This window comes from Vibrio sp. Y42_MX_L11, assembly GCF_024181785.1.
GTDB classification, from domain to species: Bacteria; Pseudomonadota; Gammaproteobacteria; order Enterobacterales; family Vibrionaceae; genus Vibrio; species Vibrio diabolicus.
On the sequence record NZ_JAMZAP010000005.1, the window covers coordinates 214,693 to 229,669 of the forward strand.

At 46.0% G+C, this 14,977-nt stretch carries 15 protein-coding genes; 5 read left to right on the forward strand and 10 right to left on the reverse strand.

All coding sequences use genetic code 11. The features are described from left to right. Positions 1 to 93: 93 nt before the first annotated feature. Entirely contained in the window at positions 94 to 861 is a 768-nt protein-coding gene (locus NL643_RS07740; protein WP_020841655.1) for a hypothetical protein, read from the forward strand. A gap of 115 nt (positions 862 to 976) precedes the next feature. After that, complete coding sequence (gene ygjK / locus NL643_RS07745) at positions 977 to 3,667, forward strand: alpha-glucosidase (protein WP_253644221.1); 2,691 nt, start codon at positions 977 to 979, stop codon at positions 3,665 to 3,667. A gap of 133 nt (positions 3,668 to 3,800) precedes the next feature. Here ygjK and NL643_RS07750 read toward each other — a convergent pair whose 3' ends face one another. The 4 genes from NL643_RS07750 to NL643_RS07765 form a co-directional block, all read right to left on the reverse strand. Then, complete coding sequence (locus NL643_RS07750; protein WP_253644222.1) at positions 3,801 to 4,313, reverse strand: macro domain-containing protein; 513 nt, start codon at positions 4,311 to 4,313, stop codon at positions 3,801 to 3,803. Between the two features lie 59 nt (positions 4,314 to 4,372). Then, positions 4,373 to 4,798 (reverse strand): VOC family protein, encoded by a 426-nt coding sequence (locus NL643_RS07755; RefSeq protein ID WP_005391937.1) that lies wholly within the window; start codon positions 4,796 to 4,798, stop codon positions 4,373 to 4,375. 154 nt (positions 4,799 to 4,952) lie between these two features. Beyond that, on the reverse strand, positions 4,953 to 5,795 hold the full coding sequence (locus tag NL643_RS07760; RefSeq protein WP_253644223.1) for a LysR family transcriptional regulator: 843 nt from the start codon (positions 5,793 to 5,795) through the stop codon (positions 4,953 to 4,955). 151 nt (positions 5,796 to 5,946) lie between these two features. Continuing rightward, positions 5,947 to 7,254, reverse strand: coding sequence for a DUF1254 domain-containing protein (locus NL643_RS07765; protein ID WP_253644224.1), 1,308 nt, complete (start codon positions 7,252 to 7,254; stop codon positions 5,947 to 5,949). A 141-nt stretch (positions 7,255 to 7,395) separates the two neighbouring features. Between NL643_RS07765 and NL643_RS07770 the strand changes: the two genes are divergently transcribed. Next, on the forward strand, positions 7,396 to 8,310 hold the full coding sequence (locus NL643_RS07770; protein ID WP_029846112.1) for a LysR family transcriptional regulator: 915 nt from the start codon (positions 7,396 to 7,398) through the stop codon (positions 8,308 to 8,310). 72 nt (positions 8,311 to 8,382) lie between these two features. Here NL643_RS07770 and NL643_RS07775 read toward each other — a convergent pair whose 3' ends face one another. From NL643_RS07775 to NL643_RS07795, 5 genes are all read right to left on the reverse strand, one after another. Continuing rightward, complete coding sequence (locus NL643_RS07775) at positions 8,383 to 8,868, reverse strand: VOC family protein (protein ID WP_029846111.1); 486 nt, start codon at positions 8,866 to 8,868, stop codon at positions 8,383 to 8,385. A 138-nt stretch (positions 8,869 to 9,006) separates the two neighbouring features. Then, positions 9,007 to 9,324 carry a DUF4144 domain-containing protein gene (locus tag NL643_RS07780; protein WP_025506254.1) on the reverse strand — a complete coding sequence of 106 codons (318 nt, stop codon included), beginning with the start codon at positions 9,322 to 9,324 and terminating at the stop codon, positions 9,007 to 9,009. Between the two features lie 95 nt (positions 9,325 to 9,419). Then, positions 9,420 to 10,130, reverse strand: coding sequence for an HAD family hydrolase (locus NL643_RS07785; protein ID WP_031819196.1), 711 nt, complete (start codon positions 10,128 to 10,130; stop codon positions 9,420 to 9,422). A gap of 25 nt (positions 10,131 to 10,155) precedes the next feature. Then, entirely contained in the window at positions 10,156 to 10,692 is a 537-nt protein-coding gene (locus tag NL643_RS07790) for a DUF924 family protein (protein WP_253644225.1), read from the reverse strand. Between the two features lie 65 nt (positions 10,693 to 10,757). Next, complete coding sequence (locus NL643_RS07795; RefSeq protein WP_005391914.1) at positions 10,758 to 12,605, reverse strand: M3 family metallopeptidase; 1,848 nt, start codon at positions 12,603 to 12,605, stop codon at positions 10,758 to 10,760. A gap of 283 nt (positions 12,606 to 12,888) precedes the next feature. Between NL643_RS07795 and NL643_RS07800 the strand changes: the two genes are divergently transcribed. Continuing rightward, positions 12,889 to 13,251, forward strand: coding sequence for a hypothetical protein (locus NL643_RS07800; protein WP_047009761.1), 363 nt, complete (start codon positions 12,889 to 12,891; stop codon positions 13,249 to 13,251). A gap of 69 nt (positions 13,252 to 13,320) precedes the next feature. Here the strand turns inward: NL643_RS07800 and NL643_RS07805 are convergent, their stop codons facing one another. Then, positions 13,321 to 13,494: a hypothetical protein gene (locus tag NL643_RS07805; RefSeq protein WP_005391896.1), complete on the reverse strand. Its 174-nt coding sequence runs from the start codon at positions 13,492 to 13,494 to the stop codon at positions 13,321 to 13,323. Between the two features lie 234 nt (positions 13,495 to 13,728). Here NL643_RS07805 and NL643_RS07810 point away from each other — a divergent pair, with 234 nt between their 5' ends. Continuing rightward, a complete protein-coding gene (locus tag NL643_RS07810) occupies positions 13,729 to 14,871 on the forward strand; it encodes a sugar diacid recognition domain-containing protein (protein ID WP_079880537.1) in 1,143 nt (380 codons plus the stop codon). The last annotated feature ends 106 nt before the right edge of the window (positions 14,872 to 14,977 follow it).

Sequence of the window (14,977 nt, forward strand, 5' to 3'; positions counted from 1 at the left end):
CAAGATAGAATATTGAGACCAAAATCACAAGAGTAGGACTCTCTTGAATTTATCATCATGGATGCTGAATAAATAAAATACAGGCATTGTTAGATGAATAATTCTGCAACGTATTTACTTGCTGCTTTACGAGAAAAAATAAAAGAAAAAGGCATTGGATATTCTGAGCTTTCTATTGGACTTGGAATCCCGCTTTCTACTATAAAAAGACAGCTTCACAATACGTCTCTTGGTTTAGATAAAATCTTGTTGTACGCCACGCACCTAGATACGGATTTGGTTGAGTTATCCATGCGAGGTAAGCAGCTGCAGCAAGAGAGTGAACAGTTTATCACCGACACCAACAGTGAGATTTTCCATCAATATCCTCACTTATTTGATTTTCTTTATCTTTTGCGTCGACCTGAGTGGTCTTTAGAAGAGATCGCACGGAGATACCAGCTGAGTGATACTTCCGTTGCGCTCTATTTACGTGCACTAGAAATGATGGATTACATTGAACTGAAAGGGGATAAACACTATCAATTTAAAGATACAGGCCGCTTTATTTTTGAAGAAGGTTCAAATTTAGACACGCTATTTGCACAGCGCTTTCGTGAAGAAGTGTTTAGTCACGATATTCGACCCCCAATTTGTGTTGGACGTATTGCGATTACCGAAGAACAAGAAGAAAAGCTGGCAAATGAAGTGTACAACAAATTAATTGAGTTTGATGTTCAAAATAAAACCAGTGAAAACAGTCAACGACTAAAAAACGTTTTACTCACTTTTACACCTGGTAATCAGATATTTTTGGCTGACACAATTCCGAATATTAATGGCGATTTATTAAAAGCCATCACTATCGCTAAAGAAAAATAAAAGAATAATTATCGGAAGCTTGTGCTTATTTAGTGCGAGCCGGGCTTCTGCACACTAAAAACACTCATTTATATAAATGAGAATATAAAAATAACGCAAATAATAGGGAAAAAGTATGTTTAAAAAGAGCACACTTGCCATTCTGATCGGGGCTACTATTTCGCTTGTTGGATGTGGTTCCAATGATAAAACTGAAATCCGTTTACCACAGGCGCCAACTTCGGAATTTACTAACGTGATTGATCGTACTGGTAATCCAACTTACCTGCGTGATTACGACAGTTATTCGAACCTGAAGTACAACGCGTTGACGGATAACGGCGCGTGGCATGGCCATTTGCTACCTGAAGATGCGGCGGGTTATGGCGCTTTCGGCGGTATTATGCAAGTGACGCAAGAGTACGCGCATTTTATGTCTGGCCAAACGTTCGACAAGCTCACGTTGACCGACAAAGTGAGTGGTCAAACTTACGACTTATCGAACGCAGAAGCGAAAGTCTATTCCATTCCAGGTGCGTTAGTGCAGGTGTTGGACTTGGACGATATTCACGTGCAAATGGTGCTGCGCTTCGTGACTGATCGCTCTTCGCTGGTGGAAACGCTCATCACTAACAAAACTGATCGTGATATGAACTTGGCGTTGGAGTGGGATGGCGAGTTGGTGAAATACGCGCTTTCGACGCGCAAAGACCAAACCGTTGCGCAGTACTACCCAGATTACAAGCGCCAGATTTCGACCATTGAGAACGGCATTAAAATTAACTTTAGCGAGATGAAAGACAACTGGGCGATCCGTAATGACCGTGATGCCGAGTTCCGCATTACTCGTTCTCTACCGACGAAGACGTTCACCAACGAAACCTCATTCAGTTCTACCGCGGAGATGAGCCTACCAGCTGAGCAAACATCGGCGGTTTATACGGCGTATTCTAACCTGCACAATGCGAAAGAAGTGCAGTCAGAATCGTTGAAATTGCAAGATGTATTAGCGAATCCAACTCAATACATGGAAGCGTCGAAAGCGCGTTGGGACGGCTATTTAGCGAATGGTCTTATCAACAAAGAAGCGACAGCAGACCAAGCTCGCGTAGCGGTAAAAGCGATGGAAACCCTAAACGGTAACTGGCGCTCTGCGGCGGGCGATATTGAACAAGCGACAGTCACGCCATCGGTCACTGCGCGTTGGTTCTCTGGTAACTTAACGTGGCCGTGGGATTCGTGGAAACAAGCGTACGCGATGGCGCATTTCAACCCAGATGTTGCGATGGACAACATTCGCACGGTATTCCAAGAACAAGTTCAAGCTGATGACAAGATTCGTCCGCAAGACAAAGGCTACTTGCTGGATGTGTTGACGTACACCAAACCTGTTAGTCGTGGTGGTGCTGGCTCTGAAAACTGGAACGAACGTAATACGAAACCATCGTTGGCGGCATGGTCTGTGATGGAGGTGTATCACGCTCTCGTGAACCAGTTTGATCGCTCAGAAGACGCGCAAAAATTCATTGATGAAATGTATCCTAAGTTGGTGGCATACCACGATTGGTGGCTATCCAACCGCGACCACAACCAAAATGGTGTGCCTGAATACGGCGCGGCAGTGGACCCAGCACACAACACGGAAGAAGGCGTGATGTACGTTTGGGTAGAAACGCGCGATCCTAACTTCACGACCATTATTCCGGCAGAAGACATCATCGAGCAAAACGGCAATTCTTATAAAGTAAAAGGCATGGCGTCTTACAATAAGATTCTCGATAAAGTGGATTACATGACGATTCACGTTGGCGCACAAGAAGCGGCGGGCTGGGAATCGGGTATGGATAACGCGGCTCGTTTTGGCTTTATCTACAACATCCACAACATGAATTCGCAAGCTGAAGACATCAGCAATCCAGACAAAAATGTGGATCAACTTGGTCGCTACGCGGCAAGTGCGTACGGCTTTGATAACAGCATCAAGCTGGAAGGCGAGGAGTGGGTGTACAGCAATACGTCAGCGGAAAACTTAGCGAAACTCGATCTTGCGAAGAAAGATTGGGAAGTTCGTTTTGCAGAAAATCGCACCAACAATAATGCTGCGGACGGCGAACTGCTTGGCTTCTCTATGTTGCAAGAATCGGTGGATCAAGCCTCTTACATGTACTCAGACAACAAATACTTAGCGGAAATGGCGAAGTTGGTGTCCGATGGCGTAGAAGGTAAAGATCGTGCGCAAGAATTCCTTAATGGCGCAGAAAAAATCAAGACTTACATTAACCAATGTATGTTTGATGAAAGCACAGGATTCTTCTACGACATTCACTTAAATGTGGCTGAAGATGGCACTACTCCTGCGCCTCTTGCAAATGGCTGTGCGGGTTTGCCGATTGTAGAGCGTGGACGTGGCCCTGAAGGTTGGTCGCCGCTGTTTAATGGTGCAGCAACGCAAGAGCATGCCGATAAAGTGATCGCGGTAATGCGTGATCAAGACGAGTTCAATACGCCAGATAAATTCCAAGGAACGGGTGTGCCTTTGCCGACCGCATCGCAAACCAACCCTGCTTACGGTAAAGATGTGTACTGGCGTGGTCGCGTGTGGCTAGACCAAGTGTACTTTGGCTTCCGTGCGAAGGAAAACTACGGCTACAAAGAAGAAGCGATTGCAATGGCGAATGAGCTGTTTAACAACGCAGAAGGTATGACGGGTGACATGCCAATCCGTGAAAACTACAACCCTGAGACGGGCGCGGTACAAGGTGCGTCGAACTTCTCTTGGTCTGCAGCGCATTTGTACATGATGTACAACGGATTCTTCAAAAACTAGATCGCACACATTAGGCGCTTTGGATGACCCCCCTAGCATTCGTAGCGCTTAACGAACGATAATTCAGTGACCAATAAGACAAACCGGACTGTGTTGGCAGTCCGGTTTTTTTATGCCTCTTGTCACACAGATTTTAGTGCTGGGTCAGGGCGCGTTGCCAAATCGAAAGCATCTCTTCACTAAACAAGTAAAAGCGCATGTCGAGTGCCGCGTATTCCGGTCTTTGGCAAACGGCCATCGCGACTTCTGCTGCTTCTTGGGGCGGGTAACCATACACTCCGCAAGAAATCGCAGGCAGTGCCACACTTTGGCAATGCTTGTCGAGCGCGAGATCCAGCGAACGTTGATATGCAGATTCCAACACCGCTTTTGGATCGGCGAATTTATCGTAAATCGGGCCAACGGCATGAATGACGTAACGCGCGTTTAAATTGCCAGCCTCAGTAATGCGTGCGTCACCAAACGGGCATCGAATACCGTCGACATCATCAACGGCATAACACGCATTGATAAGCGCAGGCCCTGCTGCGCGATGAATGGCACCATCGACGCCATCTCCGCCGAGCATTCTCGGGTTTGCTGCATTCACGATGGCATCGACATGTGCGGTGGTAATGTCGCCTTGGACTAACGAGATCGCGTTCATTTTTTTGAGCCTTCTACAATGATGAGAAACAAATGGTCAGTAACACAGTTAAGTGTAGTTTACTCATCAATCACTTGAGGTTTTAACTCGACGACATTTCCTTCCGGATCATGTATATAGAGTGATCTACCGAACCCTTGTGCGCCATACCGCTTCGCAAACTCTTCGGTTTCAATGCCGTTCGAACGCAGATATTCCAGTATTTCATTTTCGGAAAAAGGCGCTAGTTGCAGGCAAAAATGGTCAATATTACGACCATTTTGAACTGGTGGCTTTCCGCCAAGTTGCCCTAACTCGCTGTCCACCGTCACCACATCAATCAATGCGTTACCAGCCCTGAGCTGGGTTAAACCAAGCTCCATTACTTCGCGCTCGACAGGGCAGCCCAAAATATCTCGATAGAAATGCAACATGGCGTCGAGGTTGCACGTTCTTAACACGACATGATCAAGGGCTTGGATTGCGATTGGGTTGTTGGTGGGCATGCTTCACTCCTTTTGTGCGGTTATGGAAAAGTATACGACCTGAACGTCCATATTGATCGTTAAGCCATTTTTAACATATGCGCATTTAGTCATAAAGAGTGCGTTTAAGAAGAGAGAAAGAGTTTTTGGCGAAACGCCTTGATGTGCGACCGAGTCAGGCGTTTAGGCCTGTAGCAAATTGGTCACGCGCCCAAGCTCGCAAACATTGATGGGAAGTGCTGGATTCATCTCGTTTATGGAAAATCAGTTTATAGCTGACTGGCTCGGAAAACATTGGAGTTTGAATGACTTGCAGATTCAAAGCCGATTGCCATTTCTGCGCCAAAGACAGGGGAAGCACGCCTAAGCAATCGTGTTTCGCCACATAAAGCATCATGCCAGAGAGCGATGTTGTCATCATTTCCACATCACGCTCTTGCAGCCCTGGCTGGTGAACTTCGGTGTCGCTAACTGGGAAGTCTTCGTCTCCGACAAACCGACAGTGCTTTTCAGAATAAAACTGTTCTTGTTCGATTTTTCCTGCGATACGTGGGTGATCTTGACGACAAATCACCACCATTGGCTCTTCAAAAACTGATTCACTGATAAACGATGGGTTATGAATGGTCGTTGGGCTAATAATCAAATCGATCTGTTTAAGTCGTAGATCGTTCAATAACGAAGGTAAATCCGTATCGGCGCAAATGCTGATCGTGTTGGTTGGTGTGATGCGGTGGATCAGCGCTTCATTACAGCTCAGGCGGAAAGTGCTTTGATCGGAAATGGCATCATTGATCATCGCAAACGCCTGATGAAATTTAGGTAGCAACTGATGCGCTACAGAAGTGAGTTTGATTTGTCGCCCATCCTTCACAAATAACGATTTGTTGGTTTCTTTTTCCAAACGCTTCATGGATGCGCTAATCGCTGGCTGAGTTAGCCCTAGGTGCTCTGCGGCGCGAGAGTAAGATTGATATTCAGCAACAATTAAAAAGGTTTGGATTAGATTAAAATCCATACGATACCTAAATAAAAATAATCACTAGATTCAGTGGGCGTCTCTTTGATTTTTGGGCTTGATGTTCGCCCTAGACACCCACCTTGAAATAAGCCTCCTTAACGTACTTACGAGCTAAGGAGGCGACAGAGCAGTGGTTCGTTAAAACGAATTATTTAACTACTTTGATCTCAGGCATTTGATACTCACCACTTTGGATTGCATCGTCAGCGCCGTAGAAACGCATGATGGCGTAGAACGATTTTTCAGGTACTGGCAAGAAGTTTGGATCGTCTGCACGGCCTTTCTCGTTCGCACTCATGTAAATGGTGTAGTAACCGTCTTTGTCCGCTTTCATGGTTCGGTCGCCACGGCTGTGACGGTTTAGGTCGTTTTTCGCCATCAAACGGTTGTCGTTGCCGTAAATAGTAACAGACCAGAATTCGCTGACGTTCGGCGCTTTAAAGCGCATCACGTAATCATGCTTCGAACCATCCAGTTTTTGACCAGTGCTGTCGAAATCTGATTTACGGTAAGACGCTTCGATAGGTGGTAAGCCCCACTGACCAAGGTAAGTACCTTCTGCAAAAATATCGCGTGGCGCATCACCCAAGGTATCGCGTGTACCAAGCAACGTACGAGCATCTGTCATTTTAGGCGCAAGTTCGACGAGGTGTTCCATGCCTTTCTTCTCACCAATTTTTGCCAGTTTTAGCTGCTCAGGTGTGAAGTCAGTTTTGCATGGTTCAACGCCGATAGATTGGTATTTGTCCAACCACTGTTTGTCTGCATTACCCATCGAGCCATCACATAGCACGAAGTTCACGCGTTCAAGCCATGTTGAATTTTTTGGATCTGGGTACGTTCTTTGTACTGGTTTTGGCCCGTTCTTACCTAAATATTCCGATAGGGTACGAATGTTCCATTGGTCCATGTAGTTAAGCGCGACTTTCGCATCTTCGTCATTCACTGCCATGATGCGACCCATCAGCTTCACAAGGTTGCTGTCTACGCGAACCACTTCGTCGACAGAAGCTGGCACTTCACCTTGCCAATCTTGTGCTGCAAACATGAACTGGCCGCCTTTTGTGCCGCGAGTACGAGAACTGAACGCTGCGTTGGTGTAGTGGCCCATGTCCATTGTGTGCAAGATCCAGTAACGGCCTTCATCCATATCAGGCACGCTCACAATGACAGGTTCTGCAGCAACATCTAACCAGCCCATAAGGTGAAGCGTATCGTTATTAATGGTTGGGTGAGCGGTGTAAGAGTCATCAGCTAGAGCACGAATATTCTGAAAGCGGTTCAGTGGATAGTTGTTTTCTACCGCCGTGTGATAGAAAAACTTGTACGCTTCATCGATAGAGTAGCCGTAGATATAAGCATCTTCTGCAAGATCAACATTGGTGTTAGCCGCAAATACAGAGCTGGCTCCTAGCGCTGATAATCCCAATAGAGTAACGAGTAATTTTTGTTTCATGGCTGGTTTCATCCATTTGGTTGTGAGGATATGTTTCCAGCTAAGCTTAGTCGTTAACCCGTTTATTACAGAAATGAATTGTGAGTATTTAATCTATATCAAAAGTGATATGCTTTGAGAAAAGCTAAAGAGATAACGTTGATGAACTTTGATTACAATTTGCTCAAGGTGCTTGCGGTGATTCTTGAAACACGCAACACCACAACGGCTGCGGAGCGTTTGTGCACCAGCCAGCCTGCTGTGAGTCGAAGCTTGCGTAAAATTCGGGATTTGTTTAACGACGACATTTTAGTGCGTAAGGGCACCAATATGGAGCTCACGCCGAAAGCCGAAGAGATCAAAGCGCAGCTTTCTGGGATCATCAACGACATCGACAAGCTAGTGAATGTTTCTCATAGTTTTGATCCCGCGATCGAAAGCTGTGTTCTGCGTGTTGCGATCAACTCGTCCATTGCGCAATGGTTTTCTGCCGCGTTTACTCAGCTGCTAGCCAAAGAAGCGCCGTTTATGAACTTGGTGATCGAAGACTGGACGGAAACCACGCCAGACAAAATCGATGCGGGTGAAATCGCTTTTGGCATCAACTATTTCCCTATGGAATTGCCGAAGCATCTGGTTCAGAAAAAAGGCGGGCGGGACGACTTTGCTCTGGCCTGTCGCGCGACGCATCCGCATGGTGGCAAACGCATGTATTTGGATGACATTTCAGAGTACGCGTACGCGGTTCACATCATCCAACATTGGAATGAAAAAGAAGATCACATCTCGCGCTTATTACAGCCTTTTTCAGTTGTCCCAAGAATTCAACTGCGTACCACGCACATCAACACCATTTTGAATTTGGTTGCGGATAGCGATGTGCTGTTTCCTTGTTCGCGTCACTTGATCAATCAGTTAGATAAGCGTTTTTCTTTTATCGAATTTGATGACGCGCTGCCGAAATTAGAGGGTAACTTCGGTTACGTTTACAGCGTAAAGCGCCGTAATGATCCGTTGATATTGTGGGTTAACAATACCGTTGAATCGTTGATGAAGTCGTTAGGCATTGAGTCGTAACAATGGTTGGTGAAACGGTTTGAACAACCGGGTTCAGTAACGCACTGATCCCGGTTGTGTTGCATGATGTAATTACTCGTATTCAGAAGCGTAAGTTTCTTCATAAGTGTGCGAGTAAAGCTCGAACAGGTTGCCGAATGGGTCTTCTAGATAAACCATTTTCGCAGGCTTGTTATCGTCTTCTGGGTGGTAACGCATGATGTCCATACGAACTTTGCCACCAAACGCTTCAGTGCGCTTGATTGCACCTTCAAAGTCGTCCGTCTGCAAACAGAAATGGAAGATACCGATGCGAGAAAAATCCACTTCATGGCGCTCTTGACGCTCTTTCATTTCAAATAACTCAAGTCCGATGCCATCGCTTGTCACTAGATGCGCAATGTTGAAGCCTTTAAAGCCCTTACCAAAGACCGCAATACACATTCTGCCAATTGCGGTTTCGCGTTCTTCAATCACTTTCGTGTTACCCATAACGACTTTTAGACCAAGCGCTTGTGTGTAAAACTCAACCGCTTTATCCATATCTCCGACCATAATACCGACATGATTCATTTTCATTTGTTTGCTCCCAACATGTGTGCTTAAACGTTGTTTTGTTTCGATGTGGGAGAGTATATGGCGCGGTTTTAATTACATAAAATTATCATAAATTATAAAAATAATAATTTTGTGTAATCATCATGAGCGGGGTTCGAGCTAATTGGCTAATGCCTCAACAGCTTGCTGTACCGAGGTGAAGTGAATTTTGATGATGCATCTTTGTGCGAGACTAAACTCATGCGACTGGATGAGCGACGTAACTTCCTCGACGGACAGAGTGCGTTCTTCCGGTTGTAAAACGGTGGTGTTCGAATCGTTGTATTGCAACCCGAACGTGTTGCCATTTGAGTCAATAACGTAATCATCTGGCCCCAAAATGAGCGCTTCGCATTCGGAATCAAGATCGGCATGAGAACGCAAATAGATAAGTTCATCGTCGCCATCGAGTTTCAATAAACATGGCCATGTAACCATGGGGCCTCCAGTGTAGTGGCTAAAATTGTTTCAATGTCTGAAAGGGCAAGGTGAGCGCTGGCTTTCAAGGTGTTGGCCTTAAACCGCAGTCAAAATTACGTGTGTTGAGCAATAATCGAAAACAGCTCGTCAACCGTTCTTGCCACGTAATCTGGTTGCACGCTCCAATGCTCTGGCATCGCGCCGCTGTACGCTGCTGCAACGGCAATCACTTTACTTTGGCCACCCAACTGCTGTTCGATGTTGCGTGCGAATTGCGTGTCGGCTTCATGGTCACCGATGTACATCAGCTGTCGATTTTCTGCGTGACCAAAAATCGACTCAACGCATTTGATGCCACTGTACGCATCGGGCTTTTGGTGTCCGTTCGAGACGTCATCATACCCGACGATGGATTTAAACGGCGCACTGATGCCGTTGTCGGACAGCACTCGACGAATATTGCTTTGTGAGTTTTGAGAGCAAATGCCGTGAGGCAGCTGCGCAAACTCTTTAATAACGCCATCAATGCCTTCAAACAGGGTTACTGGTGTTTGGTTTTTCTCTTGATGCTCTGCCCATAAACCACCAGCTTTTAGCATTTCATCATGGGACATGCCGTAGTAATCCACGTAGAGCTCTTGCCAGTTTTTCGCCGCGTGGTTTGCGTAGTGATAGTTGGCTTCTGAATGAAGATATTTCGGTAAATTATCGCCGGTTAAATGCGGGGCAACGATGGCTAAGATCGCTTTGGTGATGTCGATGTTTTTCGGTACAGAGTTTACGAGTGTCCCATCGTAATCCCACAATATGGCGTCTAATTTCATTCAACGTTCTCGTTGTTATTGATGGTTAAAAGCTGGAGCCGGGTTGCTGCAAAAATGCTAACTCTTTAGGAGTGCTTTCTCTACCCAAGATGGCGTTGCGATGTGGGTAACGTCCAAATTGGTCGATGATGGCTTTGTGTTTTAGCTCAAAATCGTAGTTATTTTCAAGCCCTGATGCGCGAAACAATTTCTCAGCTTCGACATGAATGAGGCGCGATTCGCTGTGCATAAACGGCATGTACAAAAAGCTTAGGTGATCAGGCGCTAATTCTTGATTGTGCCCTAACCGAATTGCTTCTTGAGCCAATGCTAATGCGAGCGAGTCTTGCGCAAACGCTTTTGGGGTGTTGCGATACACATTACGTGAAAACTGGTCGAGGACGATGATTTCGGCCAATCGTCCTTGTGCGCTGTCACGCCAATTAAACAGTTCACAACGAGCGGCTTGTTCTAGTACCGAGGCAAATCGTGATGCAATATGTTTGTCCAGTTCTGGGTTGTTTTCAAACCAGTTTTGAGGCGTTAGCTCTTCGAACCAGAACTTGATGATTTGTTGATGCATGGCGCTTCCTTTTGTTGTGCCTTAATAGCAAAAAGCCAGAAGCGTGGCTTCTGGCTTTTGGCGTGTTATCGACCGTAAGTCTCTACGATGTAACGTTCAAAATCGTCACACATTTGTTCGTCAGAGATGACGTTGCTTGCCAGTTCTTTACTGCCGTCGACGACTTTAATTGTCGCGTTCAGTGAAGCAACTGGTGCTCGTTCTCGTGTTGCAAGTGAGTCGATTTTCTTCTGCTGTACTTCCCACGCTTGCTCTGGCGATAGATTACATACATCTGCCAAGTACTTAGCATTGAACCCCTCGCCAGTCAGGCTGAAAATGGTTTCGTTGTGCGACAAATGATTGCCTGCATGCCAGTAGTGTTTTGCCAGCAGTGGGCCAATTTCTGGGTTATCCGTCAGATAGCCAAACTTCTCAAGGAAGTATGCGCGGGTCTGATACACCGCCATGTGCGCGAGTAGATAACCTTGATACGCACAAGCCGCTTCGTCGGATAGCAAATGTGGAATCGCCATCAGTGGGCGAGGGCTGCATTCCAAACCAAGGATCTGTTTTTCACAATCGCGAGCCAGCTTAGTGATGCGCTCTGGCGTTAACTCGTCATCGCTAAGTTGATATAACGCGCGTTCAAAGTACGGCACAACCAAGATGCTACGTTCTTCATAAGCTTTGAATGGCTGACGACTGTTGATCATCGCTTGAATGATCTCATCAGGAACCGGATTCCCTTCATCATCCAGTGCGTATTGTTTTAGCCAATCGGCATCGGTTAACAGGCTGTCACAGAACATCGACTGAGTTTCTGCATAAGCCATTGAAGTCGGCGCAAACTCCTGCGAGAAACAAGGCGCGTTCATTTTTACGTTCGCAAAGTGTGCTGCGTGGCCACCTTCGTGGAACAGCGTGTTAATGCCATCGTAGCCGCTGCCCACTTGGTCTGGTTTGGCATTGCTGGTGAAGTTCACCTGTGCTGCGACCCATTCACCTTGATTGTAGAAAGAAGGGATAGGGCCGTGGCAGAACCCGTTCGGGTACTTACCTTTGCGGTCTAACAAATCAAGCGTTAGCGTCGCGCCAGAGTAATCAATATTCAGACGACCAAACGATTCTACCCAGCGTCTCAGAGATTTTGAGAACGGCACGTATGGGTCAAGGTCACGCATGACGTCACCCGCGAACGAGTAAACAAAGTTGAAGCCTGTTAGCGCGCTTGCGCCTTTCTCTTTCGCCAAGTTTTCTAAGCTGTTTAGGTGCGCATCTCGCGTGCGTTGTTCGAAATCTTCCAAAATCTCGAATAGCTGCTCAGAGCTCATCTTTTCCGTTTTTTGCACGGAGTAATCAAAGAAGGTCGCATAACCCAGTGAGCGAGCGAACTGGTTGCGCAGTTTGATCAGTTCTATAAAGCCGTTTTGCAGTAGCCATTGTTCAAGGTTCAGCAACGCTTGGTGAGCCGATTGGCGAACTTCTTCATGATTGTTGGTGCGAATGGTTGAGCTCAATACTGGCAGTGAACCTTCCACTTGCTCGCCGTTTTCATCGGTAAACGTTTGTACGTGGTTCTGTTTTTTCTCGAACAGCTCAGCTTCAAAGGCAATGAGCTGATTTTTCAACGCTTGTGCTTTTTCGCCCTCGATTGCGTGAGATTCAAACATCGCCAGCCAACCAGAAAGACCCGTAATGGTTTGCTGTTTCTCTTGTGGGTCGGTAATTGAGTCCGCGGCTTCAAGCTGTTGTTTGATGGCAGTAATTTGCTCGGCGTTGCTTAAAAAGCTTGTCCATGCGGTTTGTGCTTGCGTCGAGCCATCATGGTCATCGCTGATCCCCATGTAAGTTTCCCAAAAGAAATCTTCTTTGGTGCGGTGAATCGCGAGGTAACGTTGATTGAGGTCGTTGAGATAATCCGTTGCGGTCATTTTGATCCTTCAAATGGTTGGGAGTAGACCCCTAATTATTGCACGCTTGTTGATAATAAAGGAGGGACAAATTAATTTGCTGGTAGTGTACTGCGTAAACGTGATTTTACTATTTGTTTACATTTTAATGAGTTAGCAAGAGTTGTTACGCGTTCGGAGTGCGCAGTGTTAAGGCTGGCACGGGTTTTACAGTTCATCAGTTAATTAATCTGCGAGGCGCTCTCGATGATCTTTGTCATGTGTAATAATATTTCTATATCGCGGCAGTACATATGGAAACGATATGATAAATAAGACAAAAGTTACGCTATTGGCGCTAGGTACGATTTTGGTTGGATGCTCTTCTGTCACGCCGCCAAGAAATGATGCGGTTGAGAACATTCAACAAAAGTGCTCTGTAATTTTAAGCAGTGATGTTTCAGGTGAACAGCGCTGGCAGACATACAACGGCTTGCTTGTAGAATATGCTGTGCATGGCATTAAAACTCAGGCGCAGTTAGAACGCTTTGAAGCGTTTGTGCAGCGAGTACAAAATGATGAATCTGGACAGTTAGTTACCGAGCTGATTGAAGTCACCGATTGGGGATGCTCAAACGGCAATTATCTTGAAGAGATGGGCTTGTTTATTCAAGAAGTTCAAAAGTAAAAAACCGAGCGTTAAGTCGCTCGGTTTTTCTGTTTATGGAACGCTTTGTGCGCTGGCCCGTCAGGACGTTTACTCCTCTGGGTACTCGCCCATACCTTGCGTTTTACCTTCCGCTTTCCAATGCTCACCGGGGTCAAATGCTTCATCGCATAAATCTACGGTGTAGCCCATTTCTGTGATTTCCTTTAAAGTGAGATTATCTGCAATTTTTGCGACTTCACCCGATTTATTACGTAATTCCATGTTGTTTCCTCCTCTGTAGGTAGACGAGCGGTATCGATGCACAGTGACGAATGCATCGGTGACCTTTGTTCTAAGTATATAACTCTCAGCTCAAAATGAGGGTTTAATCCATTTTTATCGTGTGGTTAATTGAGTAATGCTTTGAGCTGCTTCAGTTATTTTTAACTGCATCATCGCGACAGTTGGCTATTTGTGATTTATTGAATGATTAAATTGTCAATCTGGAAAATCGAAATGGTTATTCTCGACCACTCCCTAGCACAGCAAATTGTCGATCGAACCATGTCCATCATTGGTCACAACGTAAATGTGATGAACTCAGCAGGCATCATCATTGGCAGTGGCGATCCCAAACGCGTTGGGCAAGTCCATGATGGCGCGGTATTGGCGTTGAATCACGGCGATTCGCTAGAGCTGAATGAGCAGCAATGTTTGACGTTGCAGGGTGTCAAACCCGGAATCAATATGCTGTTGAAATTGCATGGAGACGTGGTCGGTATTGTTGGTGTGACAGGTGAGCCCGAGAAAATTCGAGATTTCGCCAAACTGGTCAAAATGACCGCTGAATTGACAATCGAGCAAGCCGCGCTGGTGGAAAAATTTCAGTGGGACAGACGTCATCGCGAAGAGTTTATTCTGGCTTGGATCAATGGCAAATTGACCGATGAAGAGCTGAAAGATTGGGCGATGCGTCTTTCTATCGATATTACTCAACCACGGGTGGCAACGGTGATTGAAGTCTCGACGCCGTCCGCCTCAAAAAGCATGAAGAGTGTGCGCAATATTGTTGAGCTGCTTGAATACCCAGAGCGTAACAACCTAGTTGCGATTGTCTCAGTGAATGAAATTGTGGTGCTGAAACCGTGTCATTCCGCCAAGCAGTGGGATAGCCAAATCGAAAGTGAACGCATTGATAAGTTGATGTCGCGTTTAAGCGATCACGATTCGCATACGTTTCACATTGCGCTAGGGCAGTTGTTTAATGAGCCTAAAGATGTCGCGTTGTCATACCAAAGCGCGAAGCAGGTATTAGCCATTGGCAAGCAGTTCTACCCAGAGAAACGTAAGTACCTGTTCGACGAACTTCGTTTGCCTGTGCTGTTGGCGCCGTTGGCGGATATTTGGCAAGGTGAACAAATTATTGATGGCGTGAAACGGTTGAAAGAGAAAGACAAATCCGGGCAATTGCTGAAAACCCTAGATGCATTGTTTGAGTGCAATGGCAATGTGACGGAGTGCTCTAAAATGCTGTTTATTCACCGGAACACACTGCGCTATCGATTAGAAAAAATCACCGAGATAACAGGGTTGCCAACCACCAATTTTGTGGGGTTAGCGGAGCTTTATATTGCGACTCGGCTCTCAAAAATGTCGTGATATTGTGCATTTGCACAATACGCGTCATTTTTTGACCACATCATTTGTCGATCCGCCTAAAGGAATTCGAAAGCAAACGATTAATAATTCATGCGTCCCTACATGT

Coding starts and splice junctions, on each gene's coding strand:
- NL643_RS07800 (WP_047009761.1), top strand. CDS start 12,889: ATGATAAATAAGACAAAAGTTACGCTATTGGCGCTAGGTACGATTTTG.
- NL643_RS07740 (WP_020841655.1), top strand. CDS start 94: ATGAATAATTCTGCAACGTATTTACTTGCTGCTTTACGAGAAAAAATA.
- NL643_RS07775 (WP_029846111.1), bottom strand. CDS start 8,868: ATGAAAATGAATCATGTCGGTATTATGGTCGGAGATATGGATAAAGCG.
- NL643_RS07755 (WP_005391937.1), bottom strand. CDS start 4,798: ATGCCCACCAACAACCCAATCGCAATCCAAGCCCTTGATCATGTCGTG.
- NL643_RS07785 (WP_031819196.1), bottom strand. CDS start 10,130: ATGAAATTAGACGCCATATTGTGGGATTACGATGGGACACTCGTAAAC.
- NL643_RS07750 (WP_253644222.1), bottom strand. CDS start 4,313: ATGAACGCGATCTCGTTAGTCCAAGGCGACATTACCACCGCACATGTC.
- NL643_RS07760 (WP_253644223.1), bottom strand. CDS start 5,795: ATGGATTTTAATCTAATCCAAACCTTTTTAATTGTTGCTGAATATCAA.
- NL643_RS07810 (WP_079880537.1), top strand. CDS start 13,729: ATGGTTATTCTCGACCACTCCCTAGCACAGCAAATTGTCGATCGAACC.
- NL643_RS07770 (WP_029846112.1), top strand. CDS start 7,396: ATGAACTTTGATTACAATTTGCTCAAGGTGCTTGCGGTGATTCTTGAA.
- NL643_RS07795 (WP_005391914.1), bottom strand. CDS start 12,605: ATGACCGCAACGGATTATCTCAACGACCTCAATCAACGTTACCTCGCG.
- ygjK (WP_253644221.1), top strand. CDS start 977: ATGTTTAAAAAGAGCACACTTGCCATTCTGATCGGGGCTACTATTTCG.
- NL643_RS07780 (WP_025506254.1), bottom strand. CDS start 9,324: ATGGTTACATGGCCATGTTTATTGAAACTCGATGGCGACGATGAACTT.
- NL643_RS07805 (WP_005391896.1), bottom strand. CDS start 13,494: ATGGAATTACGTAATAAATCGGGTGAAGTCGCAAAAATTGCAGATAAT.
- NL643_RS07765 (WP_253644224.1), bottom strand. CDS start 7,254: ATGAAACAAAAATTACTCGTTACTCTATTGGGATTATCAGCGCTAGGA.
- NL643_RS07790 (WP_253644225.1), bottom strand. CDS start 10,692: ATGCATCAACAAATCATCAAGTTCTGGTTCGAAGAGCTAACGCCTCAA.